Below are 17,798 nucleotides of genomic sequence, written 5' to 3' on the forward strand. Positions count from 1 at the left end.
AGGCTCGCCTGAGCGGTGCCGAGGGCCGCCGACATCCGGCCCAGCTCGTCCCTGCCGGTCACCTCGGGGGTCACGGTGAGGTCGCCGGCCGCCAGTGCCTCCACCGACGCCTGCACCGAACGCACAGTGCCGACGATCCGGCGGACCACGAAGACGGTCAGCGCACCGGCCAGCAGGATGCCGCCCACGAGGGCGGTCCAGAGGGTCAGGATCGCGGATCGGGCGGTGTCCCTGGCGTCGTCCGTGTCGGCCTGCCCCGCGGCCACCCGCCGCTCCTGCATCGCGTTGTACTCGTCCATGATCACGTCGGAGGAGTTCTGCAGCGGCCCGGTGATGGTCGCGGTGGCGGTCGCCAGGTCCCCGGCGTTCGCGGCAGGGACCAACTGCCCGTCCGCGACGGCGTAGTACCCCTCCACATGGCCGCGGAAGACCTCGAAGGCCTCCTTGTTGACGGTGACCTCGGCGTAGGCGTCCAGCTGACCCTCGATGGTCTCCCGCCGCTCGGCGAGCTCGGCCAGCAGGGCGGCACGGGTCTGCGGGTCGGCCAACGGGTAGGTGTTGAAACGGGAGCGGTCGCCCTGCCAGGAGCGCTGGATGTTCGCCAGGTCCGCCAGCGTGACGACGTTGTCGTTGATGCGGGTGGCAGCCGTGTTGATGGCACCGATGCGGGAGACCGCCAGGACGGTCATCGCTATCGCCACCACCGCGAGGACGGCGACGGCGGCACCGATCTTCACGCCGATGGGCCGGTCGGCGAACCAGCCTCCGGAGCGCCCGGAGGACGAGGGAATGCGGTCGGGCATGGGGTGCTCCTGAGGGCGGAATGGCACGACGAGAAGGTGCGGCAGAATGGTGCGCCATTCCGTCGTCGTGTCCACTCCATCCCGGCGCGTGTCGCGGAACGCCTCCCCGAGAAATGTCGGTGACAGCAATCCACCGACCGCTTTGTCGACACCCCGGCGCCATTCCCGTGCACCGGGAGGACGTCAGCCCAGCGCGCCGGCCAGCGTCTCGAGCAGGACGACGACCGCGGCCGGGTCGGGAACGCGGTACCGCGCCGCGGTCGCGCCCTCCCCCACCTTGACGGTCAGGTCGCCGGGGGAGAGGACGCGGAAGGCGTCCTCGTCGGTGCGGTCGTCGCCGAGGTAGACCGTCGCCGCCGCACCCAGGTCGGCACGGAGCCGCAGCAGGGCACTGCCCTTGTCGGCGTCGGTGACGGCCAGCTCGAGCACCTCCTTGCCCGGCTTCTTCGTCAGTGACGGATCGGTGGCAGCGTCGGCCTGCTCCAGCAGCTCGGCAGCCGCAGCACGGTCGGTCACCTGGCGCACGTGCACCGCCACGCTGGCCGGCTTGACCTCCAGCCGCGCCCCCGGCACGGCGGCGACGAGCGGGGCCAGCCGTTCGGCGAGCACGTCCCGTCGCCCGGCGAGCTCCGCGGTCAGCGGGCCGCCGTACTCCGCTCCGTGGCTGCCGATCCAGCGGTAGGGGCCTGCCAGGCCGCTGACGGCGCGCAGGTCGGCCACGCCCCGGCCGCTCACCAACGCCACGGTGACCCAGTCGGCGGCGGCCACCCGCGCCAGCGCCTCGGCGACCCCGGGCAGCGGCACGGCGGCCGACGGGTCGCCCACCAGCGGCGCGAGGACGCCGTCGTAGTCGCTGGCCACCAGCAGCGGCCGCCGTCCGGCCACGGCCGCCAGCGCGTCAGCGAGGTCCGCCGGCAGGGCGGCGGGGGAGGGGAGGGGTGCCGCGGACCCCGTCACGCCTGCGCCTGCAGCGCGTCGAAGAACGAGCTGGCCCAGTGGTCGAGGTCGTTGCGGGCCAGGTGGCGGCGCATCGCGCGCATCCGCTTGGCGGCGTCGGCCGGGTCGACCCGCAGCGCGCGCACCAGCTGGTTCTTGACCCCGGCGATGTCGTGCGGGTTGACCAGGAACGCCTGCTTGAGCTCGGCGGCGGCACCGGCGAACTCGGAGAGCACCAGGGTGCCGCCGAGGTCACTGCGGGCCGCGACGTACTCCTTGGCCACCAGGTTCATGCCGTCGCGGTAGGGCGTCACGAGCATGACGTCGGCCGCGCGGTACAGGGCGGCCAGTTCCTCGCGGGGCACCGACTGGTTGATGTAGTGGACGGCCGGCCCGCCCAGGGTGCCGAAGACGCCGTTGATGTGACCGACCTGCTGCTCGATCGTCTCGCGCATGTGCACGTAGTGCTCGACCCGCTCCCGGCTGGGCGTGGCCACCTGCACCATCACCGTGTCGGGGACCTCGACGACGCCCTCCTCCAGCAGCTCCTGGAAGGCGTTGAGCCGGACGGCGATGCCCTTGGTGTAGTCCAGCCGGTCCACGCCCAGGATCATCTTCTGCGGGTTGCCGAGCTCGGTGCGCATCTCCTCTGCCCGCTTGACGACGTCCGGCCGGCCGGCCAGTTCCTCGAACGCCTTGACGTCGATGGAGATCGGGAAGGCGCGGGCGGTGACCGTGCGGCCGTCGTACTCGATCGTCGAGCCGCGGGCGGGCAGGTCGTGCAGCCGGCGGGCCAGCTGGACGAAGTTGGCCGCCGCCGCGGGCCGCTGGAAGCCGACGAGGTCGGCGCCGAGCAGGCCCTCGACGACGGCCGACCGCCAGGGCAGCTGGGTGAACAGCTCGTAGGGCGGGAAGGGGATGTGCAGGAAGAAGCCGATCGTCAGGTCGGGGCGCCGCTGGCGCAGCATCGCCGGCACCAGCTGCAACTGGTAGTCGTGCACCCACACGATCGCGCCCTCGCCGGCGACCTCGGCGGTGCGCTCGGCGAAGCGCTTGTTGACCTGGACGTAGGTGTCCCACCAGTGGCGGTGGTACTCGGGCTTCTCGACCACGTCGTGGTACAGCGGCCACAGCGAGGCGTTCGACATGCCCTCGTAGTAGCGGTCGACCTCCTCCTCGGCGAGCGGCACGGGGATCAGCGACATCCCGCCGGACTCGAAGGGCTCGGGGGCCTCGCCGGCCGAACCGGACCAGCCCACCCACGCGCCGCCCCGCCCGGCGACGAACGGTTCGAGCGCGGTCACCAGGCCGCCGGGGCTGCGCTGCCACCGGGTGGTGCCGTCGGGGTCGGTGACCTGGTCGACCGGCAGCCGGTTGGCCACCACGACGACGGGGCTGTCCGCCCCGGTGTGTCCTGCCGCTGTCCCAGCCATACCGCCCCCGACCCTACTGAGCGCCGGCGTGAACGGCAGCGCCAGCCTCATCCGGAGGCCAGCAGGTACCCCGCCGCCGCCGCGGTCAGACCCAGCACCACGGTCGCTGCCGCGTAGCCCAGCGCCCGGGCGAGGGTGCGTCGCTCGCCCAGGCGGAGCACGTCGGCGCCGAAGGTCGAGAAGGTCGTGAGCGTGCCGCAGAAGCCGGTGCCCACCAGGGCGACGACGGCCGGGGGAGGAGCAGCGGCCCCCAGCACCACGCCGAGCAACGCGCTGCCGGCGACGTTGACGGCCAGCGTCCCCCGCGCCGGGTCCCGGCCGTCGCGGGCGGCCAGCCGGGTGACCAGCAGCCGCAGCGGGGCGCCGACCAGCGCGCCGGCCACCACCAGCAGCGGCGTCACCGGGCGGGGGCGGCCCGGACCGCCCGGGCCCCCGCGGCCACGGCGAGCACCCCACCGAGGACCGAGGCGAGCACGTAGGCGGCGGCCAGCGCCGCCGCACCGGCGTCGACCAGCTCGACGACCTCGACGGCGAACGCGGAGTACGTCGTGTAGCCGCCGAGCACGCCGACGGCGAGGAACGGCCGGACCCAGGGCGGCTCGGGGGAGCGCGCGGTCAGGGCGGCGGTCAGCGCGCCGAGCAGCAGGCAGCCGGTGACGTTGACCAGCAGCGTGGCGCAGGGCCAGCCGCCGGGGGAGTGCGGCAGCGCCGTCGCCACGCCCCAGCGGGCCAGCGCGCCGAGCGCGCCCCCGAGCGCCGCGAGCACGTAGCGGACCCCAGCCCCCTCACCCCTCGCAGGCTCGGGTCGAGCCCCTGGCCGGGGCCGAGAGCTGCCGGGTCCTTGCATCAGCGGCGGCGGGTCTCGGGGAAGAGCAGGTCGACGAAGCGGGCCACGGTCGGCTGCGGCTCGTGGTTGGCCAGCCCCGGCCGCTCGTTGGCCTCGATGAACACGTGGTCGGGGCCCTCGACGTCGGGCACCAGGAAGTCCAGCCCGGTCACCGGGATGCCGATCGCCCGGCTGGCCCGGACGGCGGCCTGCGCGATCGCCGGGTGCAGCCGGTCGGTGACGTCCTCGATGGTGCCGCCGGTGTGCAGGTTCGCCGTCCGCCGGACCTGGACGCGCTCGCCCACCGGCGGGACGTCGTCCATCGCGTACCCGGACTCGCCGACCACCTCGGAGGTCGTGTCGTCGAGCGGGATGCTGGACTCCCCGCCGGTGGCGCGCTCGCGCCGGCGGCTGGTGCTGCGCACCAGCTCGGTGACGGGGGAGCGGCCGTCGCCGACGACCTCGGCCGGACGACGCACCGCGGCGGCCACCACCTCGTGGTCGATGACGACCACCCGCAGGTCGTCGCCCTCGACGAGCTCCTCGACCAGCACGTCCGGGCAGTGGTGCAGCGCCTGGCGCACCGCGCGGTCCAGCGCCTCCTCGTCACGGACCCCGACGGTGATGCCCCGGCCCTGCTCGCCCCGGGCGGGCTTGACCACCACCTCGCCGCACGCGGTCAGCAGCGCCCGGGCGGCCTCGAGGTCGCCGTCGGTGGCGGCCGCCCCGCGGGGCACCCGGACCCCGGCGCGCTCCATGATCCGCCGGGTGACCCGCTTGTCGTCGCACCGGCTCATCGCGACCGCGCTGGTGTACTCCGACAGCGACTCGCGGGTGAGCACCGTGCGGCCGCCCAGCGACAGCCGCATCTCGCCCCACTCGGAGTCGTTCACCTCGACCCGGACCCCGCGCTCCAGCGCCTCCTCGGCGATGATCCGGGCGTAGGGGTTGAGCTCCTCCAGCCCCGGGGGGCGGGCGGCGAACAGCGGCGTGTTGATCGGGTTCTTCCGCTTCACGCACAGCGCCGGCACCCGGTGGAAGCCGAGCTTGCGGTACAGCGCGATCGCCCCGGTGTTGTCGTGCATGACCGACAGGTCGAGGTAGGCGCGGCCGCGGCCGACGTAGCGCTCGGCCAGCACCCGCACCAGCGCCTCACCGGTGCCCGGCGGGGCGTCCTGCGCGTCGACGGCCAGGCACCACAGGCTGGCGCCGCCCTCCGGGTCGCCGAAGGCGAGCACGTGGTCGACGCCGGTCACCGTGCCGACGATCGCACCCGTCCGCTGGTCCTCGGCGACCAGGTAGGTGAAGGTGCGGGTCCGGTGGTTGGCCCACATGGTGTCGGCGTCCCCGGTGACCATGCCGTTGCGCGCGTAGATGCCGTTGATCGACCGCATCTCGTCCAGCGCGGTCACCGTGCGCACGAAGACACCGCGGATCAGCTCGTGCCGGGGCCGGTAGCGGTGCAGGTCCAGCCGGTAGGTGTAGCTGGGGTCGACGAACAGCTCGTCCGGCGCCATCCCGACCATCACGTGCGGGTCACGCGGGTAGATGCAGATGTCGCGCCGGCCGCTCTCCTCCGAGCGCAGCGCCTTCACGATGCCCTCGAGGCTGGAGAAGGTCTGCCCGAAGACCAGCCGGCCCCAGGCCAGGTCGAGGACGACGTCGGACTCCATCCCCTGCCGCTGGTGCTCGGAGATCTGCTGCCAGGGACGGCTGGTGGGGGAGGGGGTGCCGGACACCGCGGTGCGGCGGCGGTGCCCCGCGATCCGGGTCATAGCGCCGCCTCGCCGGCGCCCGTCGGCGCCGCGCCTCGGGGGGCTGTGCTCACGCGTGACCTCGCGAGCTCGGTCACGGCTACACCCCGTGGGTCTGCAGCCAGAGCTCGAGCAAGCCCAGCTGCCACAGCTTGTTGCCGCGCAGCGGGGTGAGCTCCCCGTTCGGGTCGGCCAGCAGCCGGTCGACGTACTCCGGCCGGAACAGCCCGCGCTCGCGGGCGGCGTCGTCGGTCAGCGCGTCGCGCACCAGGTCCAGCACCTTGCCCTCGAGATGGGTGATCGCCGGGACCGGGAAGTAGCCCTTGGGCCGGTCGATGACCTCCGGCGGGATGATCCGCCGGCCGATCGCCTTGAGCACGCCCTTGCCGCCGTCGGCCAGCTTCAGCTCCGGCGGGCACATCGCGGCCAGCTCGACCAGGTCGTGGTCGAGGAAGGGCACCCGGGCCTCCAGGCCCCAGGCCATGGACATGTTGTCCACCCGCTTGACCGGGTCGTCGACCAGCATGACCTCGCTGTCCAGGCGCAGCGCGGCGTCCACGGCGGTGTTGGCGTGCGGCGCGGACATGTGCCGGCGGACGAACTCCAGGCTCGGGTCGCCGTCCACCGCGTAGCGGTCGGCCACCAGCCGGGCCGTGTCGGCGGCGTCGCGGTCGAAGAACGCCTTCGCGTAGGTCTCCACCGCCCGCTCGCGGTCCACGCCGAGCAGCGGCGGGTACCAGTGGTAGCCGGCGAAGACCTCGTCGGCACCCTGCCCGGACTGCACCACCCGGATCGACTGGCTGACCCGCTCGGACAGCAGGTCGAAGGCGACGACGTCGTGGCTGACCATCGGCTCGGCCATCGCGTGGATGGCGTGCCCGAGCGCGGCGGCCAGCTCGTCGGAGGCGACCCGGATGCGGTGGTGGTCGGTGCCGAAGCGCTCGGCGATGACGTCGGAGTAGACGAACTCGTCGCCCTCCCGGCCGCCGACGGCCTCGAAGCCGATCGAGTAGGTGGCCAGGCCGGTCTGCCCCTCCTGGGCGAGCAGGCCGACGATCAGGCTGGAGTCCAGGCCGCCGGACAGCAGCACGCCGACCGGGATGTCGGCCACCAGCCGCCGGCGGACGGCGACCCGCAGCGCCTCCTCGATCGCGTCCTCCCAGTCGCGGGCCGACCAGTTCGCGTGCTCGGGACGGCGCTCGTAGCGGGCCTCCCAGTAGCGGTGCTCGCGGGAGGTGCCGTCGGCCTCGACCACCCGCACGGTGGCCGGGGGCAGCTTGCGGACGCCGTTGAGGATCGTCCGCGGCGCGGGGACGACGGCGTGCCAGGTCAGGTAGTGGTGCAGCGCCACCGGGTCGATGGAGGTGTCGACGTCCCCGGCCTGCACGAGCGCCGGCAGGGAGGAGGCGAACCGCAGCCGGCCCGGCGCCTCGGCCAGGTACAGCGGCTTGATGCCCAGCCGGTCGCGGGCCAGCACCACGCGGCCGGTGTCGCGCTCGGTGATGACGAACGCGAACATGCCGTGCAGGTGCGAGACGACGTCGGTGCCCCAGTGGTGGTAGCCCTTGAGGATCACCTCGGTGTCACTCGTGGAGAAGAAGCGGTAGCCGTGGCCCTCGAGCTCGGCGCGCAGCTCCTTGTAGTCGTAGATGCAGCCGTTGAAGACCGCGGTCAGGCCGAGCTCGTTGTCCACCATCGGCTGGCTGCCGGCCGGTGACAGGTCGATGACCGACAGCCGGCGGTGCCCGAAGGCCACCCGCCCGTTGCTCCAGGCGCCCTGACCGTCCGGCCCGCGGGGGACGAGGCACTCGACCATCCGCGCCACGGCGGTGGTGTCGGCCAGGGAGCCGTCGAACCGGATCTCACCGGAGAGGCCGCACATGCAGCAATCCAACCCCACCCGAGGGGTCGGCGCGAGCGGCCGGAGCCGGCGTCACACCGACGCAACACGGCCGGGTTCCACGTGGAACAGCGCAGCGCCCCCGGGCCCGGGGTGGGCGACCGGGAGTGCACCGGGTCACGGTCGCCGGCCGGGCGGTGCGGTGCCAGGGTGGGGCGTCCGGTCGCGACGAGGGAGGCGACGTGCAGGCAGTGGTCGTGGAGCGCCGCGGTGGCCCCGAGGTGCTGACGGTCTCCGAGGTGCCCGACCCCGGGCCCGGCGACGGTGCGGTGCTGGTCGACGTCGCGGCCGTGGGGGTGAACTTCCGGGACGTGTACGAGCGCGAGGGCCGCCCGCCCTACGGCGGCGCCCTCCCCGCGGTCGTCGGCGCGGAGGGCGCGGGCACCGTCGTCGGCACGGGGGAGCGGGTCGCCTGGCTCGACGTCCCGGGCAGCTACGCGACCCGGGTGGCGGCCCGGCGGGAGAAGCTGGTGCCGGTGCCCGAGGGGGTGGACCTCGACGTGGCCGCCGCCGTGCTGCTGCAGGGCTGCACCGCCCAGTACCTCGCCGCCGACTCGTACCCGGTCGCCGAGGGGGACTGGGTGGTCGTGCACAGCGCTGCCGGGGGCGTCGGCCTGCTGCTGACGCAGCTGGTGCGCGACCGCGGCGGTCACGTCCTGGCCACGACGTCGACGGAGGAGAAGGCCGAGCTCGCGCGGGCGGCCGGCGCGGACGACGTCGTCGTGGGCTACGACGGCTTCGCCGAGCGGGTGCGCGAGCTCTCCGGCGGCGAGGGCGCCGCGGCGGTCTACGACGGCGTCGGGCGGACGACGTTCGCCGCGGGGCTGACCGCACTGCGGCCGACCGGGCGGATGATCGTGTACGGCGCCGCCAGCGGGCAGCCCGATCCGCTGGAGGTCCAGTCCCTCGCCGCGCACGGATCGCTGTACGTCCAGCGGCCGACGCTCGGCACCTACACCCGGACCCCGCAGCTGCTGCGCGAGCGGGCCGGCGCGGTCCTGGACCTGGTCGCCGCCGGCCGGCTCGACGTCCGCATCGGCGGCCGGTACCCGCTCGCCGAGGCGCGGCGGGCGCACGAGGACCTCGAGGGCCGGCGGACCACCGGCAAGCTCCTGCTGTTCCCGCAGGGCTCCTGACGCCCAGCGGCACGGCCCGCGGTCAGCTGCCGCCGGCGACCAGCGCCGCCATGGCCTCCGCCGTGGCGGCGTCGGCGGGCAGGAACGCCTCGATGCTCAGCTCGGCGAGGGTGACGTCGACGGCGGTGCCGAAGGTCGTGACGGTGCTGAGGAACGCCAGCTCCCGGCCGCCGGCCGCCATCCGCAGGGGGACGGCGACGGCGTTCGTCGCGCCGAGGCTGCGGCCGCCGGGGAACGCGGCCAGCTCGTGCAGCAGCGCCCGCGTCCGCGGGTCGCCGGTGACGGCGTGCTCCCGGGCCAGCCTGCCGAGCACGTGGCCGCGCCACTCGGCCAGGTTGCGGATCCGGCCGGCCAGCCCGTCGGGGTGCAGGCTCAGCCGCAGCACGTTGACCGGCGGCTCGAGCAGGTGCGCCGCGACCCCGCGGATGAGCAGCTCGATGCCGGCGTTGGCGCTGACCAGGTCCCAGTGCCGGTCGACGGCGAGGGCCGGGTGCGGTGCGTGGGCCCGCAGCACCGCGTCGACCGCGGCGCGGACCGGGGCCATCTCCGTGTCGTCGAGGGAGCGGGCGCGGTACTCGGGGGCGTAGCCGGCGCCGAGCAGCAGCTGGTTCCGTTCGCGCAGCGGGACGTCGAGCTGGGTGGCCAGCCGCAGCACCATCTCGCGGCTGGGCTGGGAGCGGCCGGTCTCCAGGAAGCTGATGTGCCGCGCGGAGACCTCGCTCTCGACGGCCAGGTCGAGCTGGCTGAGCCGGCGCCGTGTGCGCCACTGGCGCAGCAGCGGCCCGAAGGTCGAGCGGGTCGGGGTCGCCGTCACGGCCCGGACGCTACGGGTGGCCCGGACGCCTGAGCACCTACCTCGGAGGTAGGCGCCCATGACCCGCGAGGTCATCGACGGACCACCCCGCCCGCGCGCAGCCTCGGTCCTGACCGGAGCCACCCCGGCGCCGGCCCGACAGCGAGGAGGACGGACGTGCCCGAGGACACCGCCACCCAGGTCCAGCGGTACATCGCCGCGTGGAACGAGACCGAGCCGCAGGCCCGCCGACGGGCGGTCGCCGCGCTCTTCACCGAGGACGCTCGCTACGTCGACCCGCTGGTCGACGTCCGCGGGCACGAGGGCATCGACGCGACGATCGCCGCGGTGCACGAGCAGTTCCCGGGATGGGTGTTCCGGCTCGCCGGGCCCGTCGACGTCCACCACGACCAGGTGCGCTTCACCTGGGGACTGGGTCCGGAGGGCGAGGAGCCGCCGGTGATCGGCTCCGACGTGGCCGTGACCCACGCGGACGGCCGCTTCGACCGGGTCTCCGGCTTCCTCGACCGGGTTCCGCAGCAGTGAACGGCTACGGCTCCTACGCCGTCGCCCACCTCGAGACGGTGACGGTGGGCCCGGAGATCGTGGAGTACCTGGCCCGGATCGACGCCACCCTCGAGCCCTTCGGAGGGCGGTTCCTGGTGCACGGCGCCCGGGCCGAGGTCGTGGAGGGTCCGTGGCAGGGAGCCCTCGTGGTCATCGGCTTCCCGGACCCCGAGGGCGCCCGCGCCTGGTACTCCTCGGTGGCCTACCAGCAGATCGTCGGCCTGCGGACCGGGTCCAGCACCGGCTGGGCGGTCCTGGTGGAGGGCGTCACCGGGCCGCACCGGGCCACCGACGTCCTGGCTGCGCAGTCGTGACCGCGCAGTCGTGACCGCGAACGGCCCGGGAACGTCGATCCCGGGCCGTCCGTTCCGGCCTGCTCCGCAGTGCCGCGACCAGTGCCCTCGGTCAGAAGGGCGGAGAGTCGTCGGGCGGTGGGTCGTCCTGCCCCGCCTGCGCATCAGGCGGCCCGACGTCGTCCGGCAATGGTGGTCGCATGCCGGGTGGCCGGGTGGTGCGGGTGATGCCCGACGGAGTGGTGACGGTGAGGACGCCGTCGTCACCCATGGTGAACCGCCAGCCGCGGGCGAAGGTCTTGAGCCGGTGGTGGCTCCGGCACAGGCAGCAGAGGTTGGCGCAGTCGGTGGCCCCGCCGTGGGCGTGGGGGACGACGTGGTCGGCATCGGCCCAGCCGACGCGCTGGCCGCAGGTGGGGAACCGGCAGGTGCGGTCGCGGGTGTGGACGAAGGCCTGCTGACCGGGGCTCGGGTCGTGGCGGTCCACCTCGGCCGGCCGGCCCAGCACCGAGCACTCGCAGGTGCCGTCGGGATGATCGGGACAGCCGCGGCGGGCCAGACGCCGCAGCCGGTCGAGGGTCGTGGTGGCCCGCAGCGCGCCGTCGTCGTCGGTGAGCGCGAGGGTCACCGTGCCGCCCTCGGCGGTGCGCAGGCCGAGGGAGTCGAGCTCGGTGAGGAGCTCGCGGAGCTGACCGGTGGTGATGGGCAGCCCGTTCACCTCCCCGGGCTGGGCCGTGCGGCCGGCCAGCGAGGCCAGCGTCGCAACCAGCTGCAGGTGGGCGGTGACCGGCGGGTGGCCGGTGTCCCACGGGCGCTGGACGAGGTCGGCGAGCACCGCGGCGCGCAGCTGCCCGATGGGGCGGGGATCGCCGTCGGCCTTGAGCATGCGGGCGAGCTGGTCGACGACCTCGTGGCAGGCAGCCGCCACCGGGGCGGGCAGGTCGGCGGTCAACGTGCCCATCCCCTCCAGCGGCGAGGGATGGCAGCGCACGTCGGCCTGCCGCTGCGCCTGCTCCCGGCGTTCGTCGACCGCGTCGGCGTCGGCCTCCAGCAGCGCGGCGAGCGCGCGCTTCCTCAGCCTGCCGGTCGTCAGGGACGCCGCTTCGGGCAGCAGCCGGCCCTCGATGGCGCGGGCGACCGCCGGGGACGTGTGCTGCAGGACGTCGGCCAGGACCTTGGCGCGCGCCTCGTCGAGGTCGCCCGCGGCCATGGCCGCCCAGGTGGCGGGCAGGTGGGACCGGTAGGTCCAGGCGCGGTGGGCGAGGTGGCTCGCCGTGCCGCGGCCGCAGTTGAGCACCATCGCGAGCTCGGCGGTGAAGAACTCGGACACCCCCGGCAGCTCCGGGTCCGGCGCCCAGGACCCCTTCGTCCCCGGCATACCCGGTGCCGGGTCGTCGTCGGCTGGGGCTGTCGTCGGCCAGCCCCAGCACCAGCTCGGCCTCGTACGCGGCGGTCGTCGCCTTGAGAGCGGCCACCCGCTGCAGCTCCGCGGCCTTCTCCTCGCGCGACAACAACGCCACCGGCAACCGCCGGAACGGCGCGGGCCGCTCGACGAGCCAGCCGGCGAGCACGTGCTCGACCGGTGATACGGGACCCGCGACCTCCTGCACGACCCGAACCTACGTTCGACCTCTGACAGTTTCGAGTGCTCGCTGCGACGTGCCGCAGGGTCAGCCCACGCGGGTGAAGCGCAGTTCCATCCACGGCTGCGGGGCGCCGTCCGGGCCCGGCCGCGTCCAGCGGGCCGACATGGAGGCGCCGTCCTCGGCCACCCGCAGCGTGGCCGCTGTCGGGCCGGCGGAGAAGGTCCACACCCCGTCGCGCACGGTGGTGGTTGCGTCCTCGACGCCACCCTGGTCGTCGTAGGCCCGGGTCGGGAACACGCCGCGGTCGGCGTCGTAGGGCTCGACGACCTCCAGGGCCCGGGTGCGCCGACCGCCGATCGCGACGTCGACCCGGTGGACGACGGTGGGCCCGAGCTCCTCGTAGACGTCGCTGCCCTCCACGGTCGCCACCACCGTCCGACCGTCGTCGCCGAGGACCTCGCCCTCCGTCCGCCAGCGCCCGATGAGTGCGGCCATCGTCGGCATCCGGTCGACCTGCACGGCTCCTCCTCCCGTCGCCGCCCCGTCACGACACCGACCGGACGGCGGGTGGGAACTCATCGCCCCGGTCCTGGGTGCCGGTGCTGCGGGGCACTCCCCGGAGTCGTGCGTCCACCGGCAGGACGGTGCCGTCGGCGAACCCGCCGCCGGCTCCGGGTCCGGGGACAGCGCGGAGATGTCGCGCAGTCGGCCCTTCCGCGGGCGGTGGGGACACCGGCACAGTGCTCGCCGGACGAGGCCGGACGAGGCCGGACGGGGGCGGGACGGCCAGCTGCGCGAGCCGATCACGGGGGGCACCCATGCCGATCACCACATCGCACCGCCTCCGGCGCCGGATCGCGGCCGCCGCCTGTGCGTCCGCGACGTCCGCCGCGTTGCTCGCCGTCCCGCTCGGCGGCGTCGCGGCGGCCGCTCCGGCAGCGCCCGCTGTCGCCGGGGAACTCGGGAGCAGTTCCGACGAGCCCCCACCGGGTGGCGTACCAGGCGTGCCGGTGCCGTCGATCAGCTGGGTGGAGGCGGGCGACGGTTCCCAGCAGGCCGACGTCGACGTCCCGTACGACTACGCCGACCCGCAGGGCCGCACGTTCCGCCTGCACGCGGTGCGCCTGCCCGCGGCCGACCCGGCGAACCGGATCGGCGTCCTGTTCGTGAACTTCGGCGGCCCGGGCGGCCCGGCGGCGGCGGCCGTGGCCGAGGTTGGCCGGCTCCTGTTCCCACCGGAGGTGCCCGCGCGCTACGACCTGGTCGGCGTCGACCCGCGCGGGACCGGCGGGAGCCAGCCGGTGCAGTGCACGGGCAGCACCGCCGAGCAGGCCGCCCTGCCCTACGCCACGCTGGCCGACTTCCCCACCGACCGGGTCCAGGAGGAGCAGGCGATCGCGCAGGTGCGCGCGTTCGCGGACGAGTGCCGGGCTCGCAACGGTGACCTGCTCGACCACGTCGGCACCCTGCAGTTCGCCCGCGACCTGGACGTGCTGCGTGCGGCGATGGGGGACTCGCGGATCAACCTGTACGGCCTGTCCTACGGCGCCTTCCTCGGCCAGGTGGTCGCCAACACCTTCCCCACCCGCACCGGGGCACTGGTCCTCGACAGCGTGGTGAACCCGGCGTGGGCCAGCGGCCCTCCCGACACCGTCAGCTGGATCCGCGAGCGAGTCGAGGTGGGCAGCACCGAGACCCTGGACCGGTTCTTCGAGCTGTGCGGGGAGGCCGGACCGCCCCGGTGCGTGTTCGCCGCGGACGGGGACCCCGAGCAGAAGTACGCCGAGCTCGCCGCCCGGCTGCGGGCCGTCCCGCTGCTGGTCCCGGTGCCCGGCCGGCCGGCGCAGCCGCTGACCTACTCGACGCTGGTCTCGGTGACCGTGAGCCTGCTCTACAACGGGGCCACGTGGCCGCTCCTCGGCCAGCTGCTGCAGGCGGCGTACAGCGACGACGGCGCCGCTGTCGCCACCGTGCTGGAGAGCCTGCCGCAGCCGCCGACGCCGGAGGGCTACCTCAACTACCCCGACGCGAGGGCCGCCATCAGCTGCGCCGACACCGACAACCCGCGCGACCCGTACCGCTACGGCGAGGTCGGGCGCGCACTGGACGCCACGACCGCGCCCTACGTCGGCTCGCGGTGGGCCTACGCCGGGCTCGTCTGCGCATCGTGGTCCGGTCGCTCGACCGAGCGCCACACCGGCCCGTGGGACAGCTGGACCCGCAACCCGGTGCTCCTCATCGGCAACCGATACGACCCCGCCACCCCGTACCGCAACGCGGTGGTGGTGGCCGACCTGCTGCCGAACAGCACCCTGCTGACCGTCGACGGTGTCGGGCACGGCGCGGTCGGCGCGAGCTCCTGCGCGGCCTCGCTCATGTCGCAGTACCTGCTGACCGGGGCCACCCCGCCGGTGGGGACGGTGTGCACCCAGGACCGCGCGGCGTTCGACCCGGTGCCGGTCGCCGCCCTCACCGGCGCCGCCCTCACCGGCGCGGTCCGGGCGGGCGTGGCAGCCGGGTAGGCCGCCGGCCGGGGCCCGCGGGCGCGATGCTCCTATCGACGTCAAGTGGCGGTGGCGAGTCCCTCGAAGTCGGCGAGTAGCGCGGTGTGGACTTCGCGGACGACGTAGCGCTTGAGGCAGCGCATGATCTCCTTCTTGCTCAGGCCTTGTGTGGTGCGCCTGGCGACGTAGGCGCGGGTGGGCTCGTGATGGCGCATCCGGCAGAGCACGATGCGGTGGATCGCGGCATTGGCGGCGCGGTCACCGCCGCGGTTGAGGCGATGCCGGTCGGTGCGCCCGGAACTGGCCGGCAGCGGGCTGATCCCGGCCAGGTGGGCCAACGCGGCCTCGCTGCGCAGCCGGTCGGGGTTGTCCCCGGCGGTGACCAGCAGCTGCCCGGCGACGTCGGGGCCGGCACCGAAGAGCGCCGCGGTGCGTGGTGCGACGGTGGCGGTGGCCGGGCGCAGCCGGGCATCGGCCACGGTGATCTCGTCATCGAGGGCTCGAACGCGGCGGGCTATCGCGCGCAGCGCCGCTTTCGTGGCCATCACCGGCTCGAGCAGCCGATCGGGGTCGATCCGGAAGCCGGTGCAGCGGGCGACCAGTTCGGTGGTGGTCAGCCCGGTCAACTCGGTGCGCATCGGCTCGGGTGCGGAGACGAGCAGCCCGTGCAGCTGGTTGAGGGCGGCGGTGCGGGCCTTGACCGCGCCCCGGCGGGCCACCCGCAACGCGCGGATGGCTTCCACCGGGCCGGTGCGGGTCTTGGGGCTCCGGTGGCGGTGCCGGCCAGCACCGCCCGGGCCGCGGCGATCGCGTCGATCGGATCGGACTTGCCCTGCCGGCGGCGGGTCTGGCGATCGCGGCGGTCGACCTCGATCACCACGACGTCCTGTGCGGCCAGGTGGCGGGCCAAGCCGGCGCCGTAGGTACCGGTGCCTTCGACCCCGACCTTCACCAGCCGGCCGAAGGCGGTCAACCAGGCCAGCAGAACCGCGTAGCCGGCAGCGGTGGCGGCGAACTCGGCATCGCCGAGCAGCCGTCCGGCGCCGTCGATCGCGGCCGCGTGGTGGGTTCTGCCGTGGGTGTCCACGCCACCGAGGACATCCATGTCCGGGCTCGGCATGATGGAAACCGCCGTCCTCGCTTGCACCGATGAGACGGCACGCACCGAGCCGGACGAGGCGGACAAGACAGTGATGGGTGCCTCTTGCACAGGCTCCTATGAGGTCACGGACGTCGAGCCCGGTGACGTGCAAGGACGGGGTCACCCCGGACCGATCGACGAATCGCGTCAAAGACAGCCAAGCGTCGGTCAGGCGGAGAGTCAGACCAGCCGGGGTGACTCCGTCCTCCACATCCTCACTGTCAGGCGGCCTGTGGCGGTTCCGGGCCGACGATCACCGGGCGCTGGAGGGACCCGGCGTCTCCGCGTCCCTCCAGCGGTGCGGCGTCGTCACCTCCGGGGCGGCACCGGGTGGACGGCGCGGCCACCCGGCTCCGCGCCGGCCCGGGCAGCGTTCCCGGCTGGCCGGGTCGACCCGGACCGGCCGGTGCTCCAGAGGGCCCACGCGACGAACAGGGCCTGCAGGGGCAGCCGCAGCCAGGAGTACCAGCCGTCGGGCTGCCCCTGCACGTCCACGGCGGCGACCGCGACGTAGACGTTCGCGGGGAAGACCGCGACCAGGTAGGCCGCGAGGACGATCCCGGCCGGACGGCGCCACTGCCGCGGCCCGAGCAGCGCCGCGCCCAGCGCGACCTCGACGACGCCGGACAGCAGCACCACCGCCTCCGGGAAGGGGACGAACGGCGGCACGTGCTGGACGAACGGGACGGGCATGAGCCAGTGGGAGATCCCGGCGAAGACCATGGCGCCGGCCATTCCGATGCGGGCGGCGTCGCGCAACGGGCGACGGCGGCGCGCGGTGGGAAGGGCGGCGGCGAGCAGGGTGACGGCGGCGAGCACGGCCATGAACATCATGACGACTCCTGGGTGAGGTGGGTCGGGGTGGTGCAGGGGATCGGTCCCGGTCGGGGCGCAGTGGCCACCGGCCGGGGACGGGGCCGCTCGGCCCCCTCCGCGACGCAGCCGGTTCAGGCCGCGACGAGCTGCGCGAGGAGGACGTCCAGGTCGACGATCTCGCCGCCGAGGTTGATCTGGTCGAAGTACTCGTACCAGCCCGCTCCCTCGATCCGGCGCTCGAACAGCTGGACGAGGTCGAGGTCCGGGAAGCGCCAGACGGCGAAGTACTGCGGCTTCCCGCTGTACGCGGTGGCCGGATCTGCCGGGCCGAGTGCGACGAGCTCGGCGCCTCGGTCGAGGACCTCCTGCAGGTCCGGGCCGACGGTCTTCACGAAGGTGGTGCGCTGCTCGGCGTCGAGCTCGAGCCACGCCGGCCCCGGTCGCCACTGTTCGACGTAGATCCTCATCGGGCTCTCCTCCTCGACGGGTGGGTGGATCGACGTCGAGGAGACCGCGCGGGTGTCGTGCGCGGCCATCCCAGAGATCTGGGTTCTCGCCGTCCGCCGCCGTTCCGCGACCCCGCGCCGCCGGGACTTCCCGCTCGCCCGGCGCGGGACGAGCATGGCGAGCATGTCCGCGGCGCGCGCCGAGCGGCTGCAGCGGTCCCTGTCGAGCCTCGTCCGGTCGGGCGGGCCGCTCGACTCGTTCGCGTGGGACGCGCTGGACGTCCTCGGTAGAGCGGTGCCGCACGACCTCGGCTGCCTGGCGACGACCGATCCCGCGACCGGTCTGGTGACCAGGACGTTCAAGGTCGGACTACCCGATCACCTGGACTCCGAGGTCGCCCGGTTCGAGTACGAGGTCGACGACGTCAACCTGTTCCGGGACCTCGTGCACCGCCCGTGCCCGGTCGGCGTGCTCGACGTCGACACCGGTGGTCGGCCCGAACGCAGCGCACGCTGGCGAGAGCTGCTCGTGCCGCAGTTCGGCCAGGCCCACGAGCTGCGGTCGGTGTTCCGTTCCGGGGGCGCGGGCTGGGGCCTGCTCGCGGTCTTCCGCCCGTCCGGCGCGGCCGGCTTCAGCCCCGATGAGGCGGCGCTCGTCGGTTCCGTCGCGACCCTGATCGGGAGCGGGTTGCGTGCTGCGCTCGTCGCGTCGACGGCTTCGGACGCCGGGTCGTCGACCGGACCCGCGGTCCTCGTCGTCGGCGCCGACGACCGGCTCGCGCAGCTCACCGCCGCAGGGGAGCGACGGCTCGCCGAGCTCGGCGGGGCTCCCGGGAGCGTCCTCCCGCTACCGCTGCTCTCGGT

General features: G+C 74.5%; 19 protein-coding genes. 5 read left to right on the plus strand and 14 right to left on the minus strand.

What is annotated here, in order from left to right; all coding sequences use genetic code 11:
* From BUB17_RS23585 to BUB17_RS23615, 7 genes are all read right to left on the minus strand, one after another.
* Positions 1–803: HAMP domain-containing protein (locus BUB17_RS23585; RefSeq protein ID WP_141243178.1), on the minus strand; the 803-nt coding region annotated here is incomplete at its 3' end.
* A gap of 183 nt (positions 804–986) precedes the next feature.
* A complete protein-coding gene (otsB, locus tag BUB17_RS23590; protein WP_083606568.1) occupies positions 987–1,760 on the minus strand; it encodes a trehalose-phosphatase in 774 nt (257 codons plus the stop codon).
* Positions 1,757–3,172 carry an alpha,alpha-trehalose-phosphate synthase (UDP-forming) gene (locus BUB17_RS23595; protein WP_072921090.1) on the minus strand — a complete coding sequence of 472 codons (1,416 nt, stop codon included), beginning with the start codon at positions 3,170–3,172 and terminating at the stop codon, positions 1,757–1,759. The genes otsB and BUB17_RS23595 overlap by 4 nt, the downstream gene beginning before the upstream one ends.
* Positions 3,173–3,219: 47 nt before the next feature.
* Positions 3,220–3,573, minus strand: a complete 354-nt coding sequence (locus tag BUB17_RS23600) for a fluoride efflux transporter FluC (protein ID WP_072921091.1) — start codon at positions 3,571–3,573, stop codon at positions 3,220–3,222.
* Positions 3,570–3,938 carry a fluoride efflux transporter CrcB gene (crcB, locus tag BUB17_RS23605; protein WP_072921092.1) on the minus strand — a complete coding sequence of 123 codons (369 nt, stop codon included), beginning with the start codon at positions 3,936–3,938 and terminating at the stop codon, positions 3,570–3,572. Before crcB ends, BUB17_RS23600 begins: the two co-directional genes overlap by 4 nt.
* 80 nt (positions 3,939–4,018) lie before the next feature.
* Positions 4,019–5,773, minus strand: a complete 1,755-nt coding sequence (gene ngg / locus BUB17_RS23610; RefSeq protein WP_072921093.1) for an N-acetylglutaminylglutamine synthetase — start codon at positions 5,771–5,773, stop codon at positions 4,019–4,021.
* Positions 5,774–5,852: 79 nt separating this feature from the next.
* Positions 5,853–7,634 carry an N-acetylglutaminylglutamine amidotransferase gene (locus BUB17_RS23615; RefSeq protein ID WP_072921094.1) on the minus strand — a complete coding sequence of 594 codons (1,782 nt, stop codon included), beginning with the start codon at positions 7,632–7,634 and terminating at the stop codon, positions 5,853–5,855.
* A gap of 200 nt (positions 7,635–7,834) precedes the next feature.
* Between BUB17_RS23615 and BUB17_RS23620 the strand changes: the two genes are divergently transcribed.
* Positions 7,835–8,788, plus strand: a complete 954-nt coding sequence (locus BUB17_RS23620) for a quinone oxidoreductase family protein (protein ID WP_072921102.1) — start codon at positions 7,835–7,837, stop codon at positions 8,786–8,788.
* Between the two features lie 22 nt (positions 8,789–8,810).
* On the opposite strand, the gene BUB17_RS23625 is transcribed toward BUB17_RS23620, so the two are convergent.
* Positions 8,811–9,602, minus strand: a complete 792-nt coding sequence (locus BUB17_RS23625; protein WP_072921095.1) for a helix-turn-helix domain-containing protein — start codon at positions 9,600–9,602, stop codon at positions 8,811–8,813.
* A 156-nt stretch (positions 9,603–9,758) separates the two neighbouring features.
* Here BUB17_RS23625 and BUB17_RS23630 point away from each other — a divergent pair, with 156 nt between their 5' ends.
* Both BUB17_RS23630 and BUB17_RS23635 read left to right on the plus strand, forming a co-directional pair.
* Complete coding sequence (locus tag BUB17_RS23630; protein ID WP_072921096.1) at positions 9,759–10,127, plus strand: nuclear transport factor 2 family protein; 369 nt, start codon at positions 9,759–9,761, stop codon at positions 10,125–10,127.
* Positions 10,124–10,462 carry a DUF1330 domain-containing protein gene (locus BUB17_RS23635; RefSeq protein ID WP_072921097.1) on the plus strand — a complete coding sequence of 113 codons (339 nt, stop codon included), beginning with the start codon at positions 10,124–10,126 and terminating at the stop codon, positions 10,460–10,462. Before BUB17_RS23630 ends, BUB17_RS23635 begins: the two co-directional genes overlap by 4 nt.
* 91 nt (positions 10,463–10,553) lie before the next feature.
* Here the strand turns inward: BUB17_RS23635 and BUB17_RS23640 are convergent, their stop codons facing one another.
* Both BUB17_RS23640 and BUB17_RS23645 read right to left on the minus strand, forming a co-directional pair.
* Entirely contained in the window at positions 10,554–11,771 is a 1,218-nt protein-coding gene (locus BUB17_RS23640; protein WP_244277450.1) for an HNH endonuclease signature motif containing protein, read from the minus strand.
* A gap of 340 nt (positions 11,772–12,111) precedes the next feature.
* A complete protein-coding gene (locus tag BUB17_RS23645) occupies positions 12,112–12,546 on the minus strand; it encodes a hypothetical protein (protein ID WP_072921098.1) in 435 nt (144 codons plus the stop codon).
* 299 nt (positions 12,547–12,845) lie between these two features.
* Between BUB17_RS23645 and BUB17_RS23650 the strand changes: the two genes are divergently transcribed.
* Positions 12,846–14,549 (plus strand): alpha/beta hydrolase, encoded by a 1,704-nt coding sequence (locus BUB17_RS23650; RefSeq protein WP_083606570.1) that lies wholly within the window; start codon positions 12,846–12,848, stop codon positions 14,547–14,549.
* Positions 14,550–14,590: 41 nt separating this feature from the next.
* Here BUB17_RS23650 and BUB17_RS27520 read toward each other — a convergent pair whose 3' ends face one another.
* The 4 genes from BUB17_RS27520 to BUB17_RS23665 all read right to left on the minus strand — a co-directional run bounded on the left by BUB17_RS27520 (position 14,591) and on the right by BUB17_RS23665 (position 16,955).
* Positions 14,591–15,265, minus strand: a complete 675-nt coding sequence (locus BUB17_RS27520) for a transposase (protein WP_244277452.1) — start codon at positions 15,263–15,265, stop codon at positions 14,591–14,593.
* Entirely contained in the window at positions 15,154–15,741 is a 588-nt protein-coding gene (locus tag BUB17_RS28080) for an IS110 family transposase (protein ID WP_244277451.1), read from the minus strand. The genes BUB17_RS27520 and BUB17_RS28080 overlap by 112 nt, the downstream gene beginning before the upstream one ends.
* Before the next feature lie 240 nt (positions 15,742–15,981).
* Positions 15,982–16,506, minus strand: a complete 525-nt coding sequence (locus BUB17_RS27180; protein ID WP_072921100.1) for a DoxX family protein — start codon at positions 16,504–16,506, stop codon at positions 15,982–15,984.
* A 113-nt stretch (positions 16,507–16,619) separates the two neighbouring features.
* Positions 16,620–16,955 (minus strand): DUF6616 family protein, encoded by a 336-nt coding sequence (locus BUB17_RS23665; RefSeq protein WP_072921103.1) that lies wholly within the window; start codon positions 16,953–16,955, stop codon positions 16,620–16,622.
* A gap of 163 nt (positions 16,956–17,118) precedes the next feature.
* Here BUB17_RS23665 and BUB17_RS23670 point away from each other — a divergent pair.
* On the plus strand, positions 17,119–17,798 hold a 680-nt coding region (locus BUB17_RS23670), incomplete at its 3' end, for a GAF domain-containing protein (RefSeq protein WP_141243179.1).

Source organism: Geodermatophilus obscurus, from assembly GCF_900143215.1.
Lineage (GTDB): Bacteria > Actinomycetota > Actinomycetes > Mycobacteriales > Geodermatophilaceae > Geodermatophilus > Geodermatophilus obscurus_A.

Coding starts and splice junctions, on each gene's coding strand:
- ngg (WP_072921093.1), bottom strand. CDS start 5,773: ATGACCCGGATCGCGGGGCACCGCCGCCGCACCGCGGTGTCCGGCACC.
- BUB17_RS23595 (WP_072921090.1), bottom strand. CDS start 3,172: ATGGCTGGGACAGCGGCAGGACACACCGGGGCGGACAGCCCCGTCGTC.
- BUB17_RS23650 (WP_083606570.1), top strand. CDS start 12,846: ATGCCGATCACCACATCGCACCGCCTCCGGCGCCGGATCGCGGCCGCC.
- BUB17_RS23615 (WP_072921094.1), bottom strand. CDS start 7,634: ATGTGCGGCCTCTCCGGTGAGATCCGGTTCGACGGCTCCCTGGCCGAC.
- BUB17_RS27180 (WP_072921100.1), bottom strand. CDS start 16,506: ATGATGTTCATGGCCGTGCTCGCCGCCGTCACCCTGCTCGCCGCCGCC.
- BUB17_RS23665 (WP_072921103.1), bottom strand. CDS start 16,955: ATGAGGATCTACGTCGAACAGTGGCGACCGGGGCCGGCGTGGCTCGAG.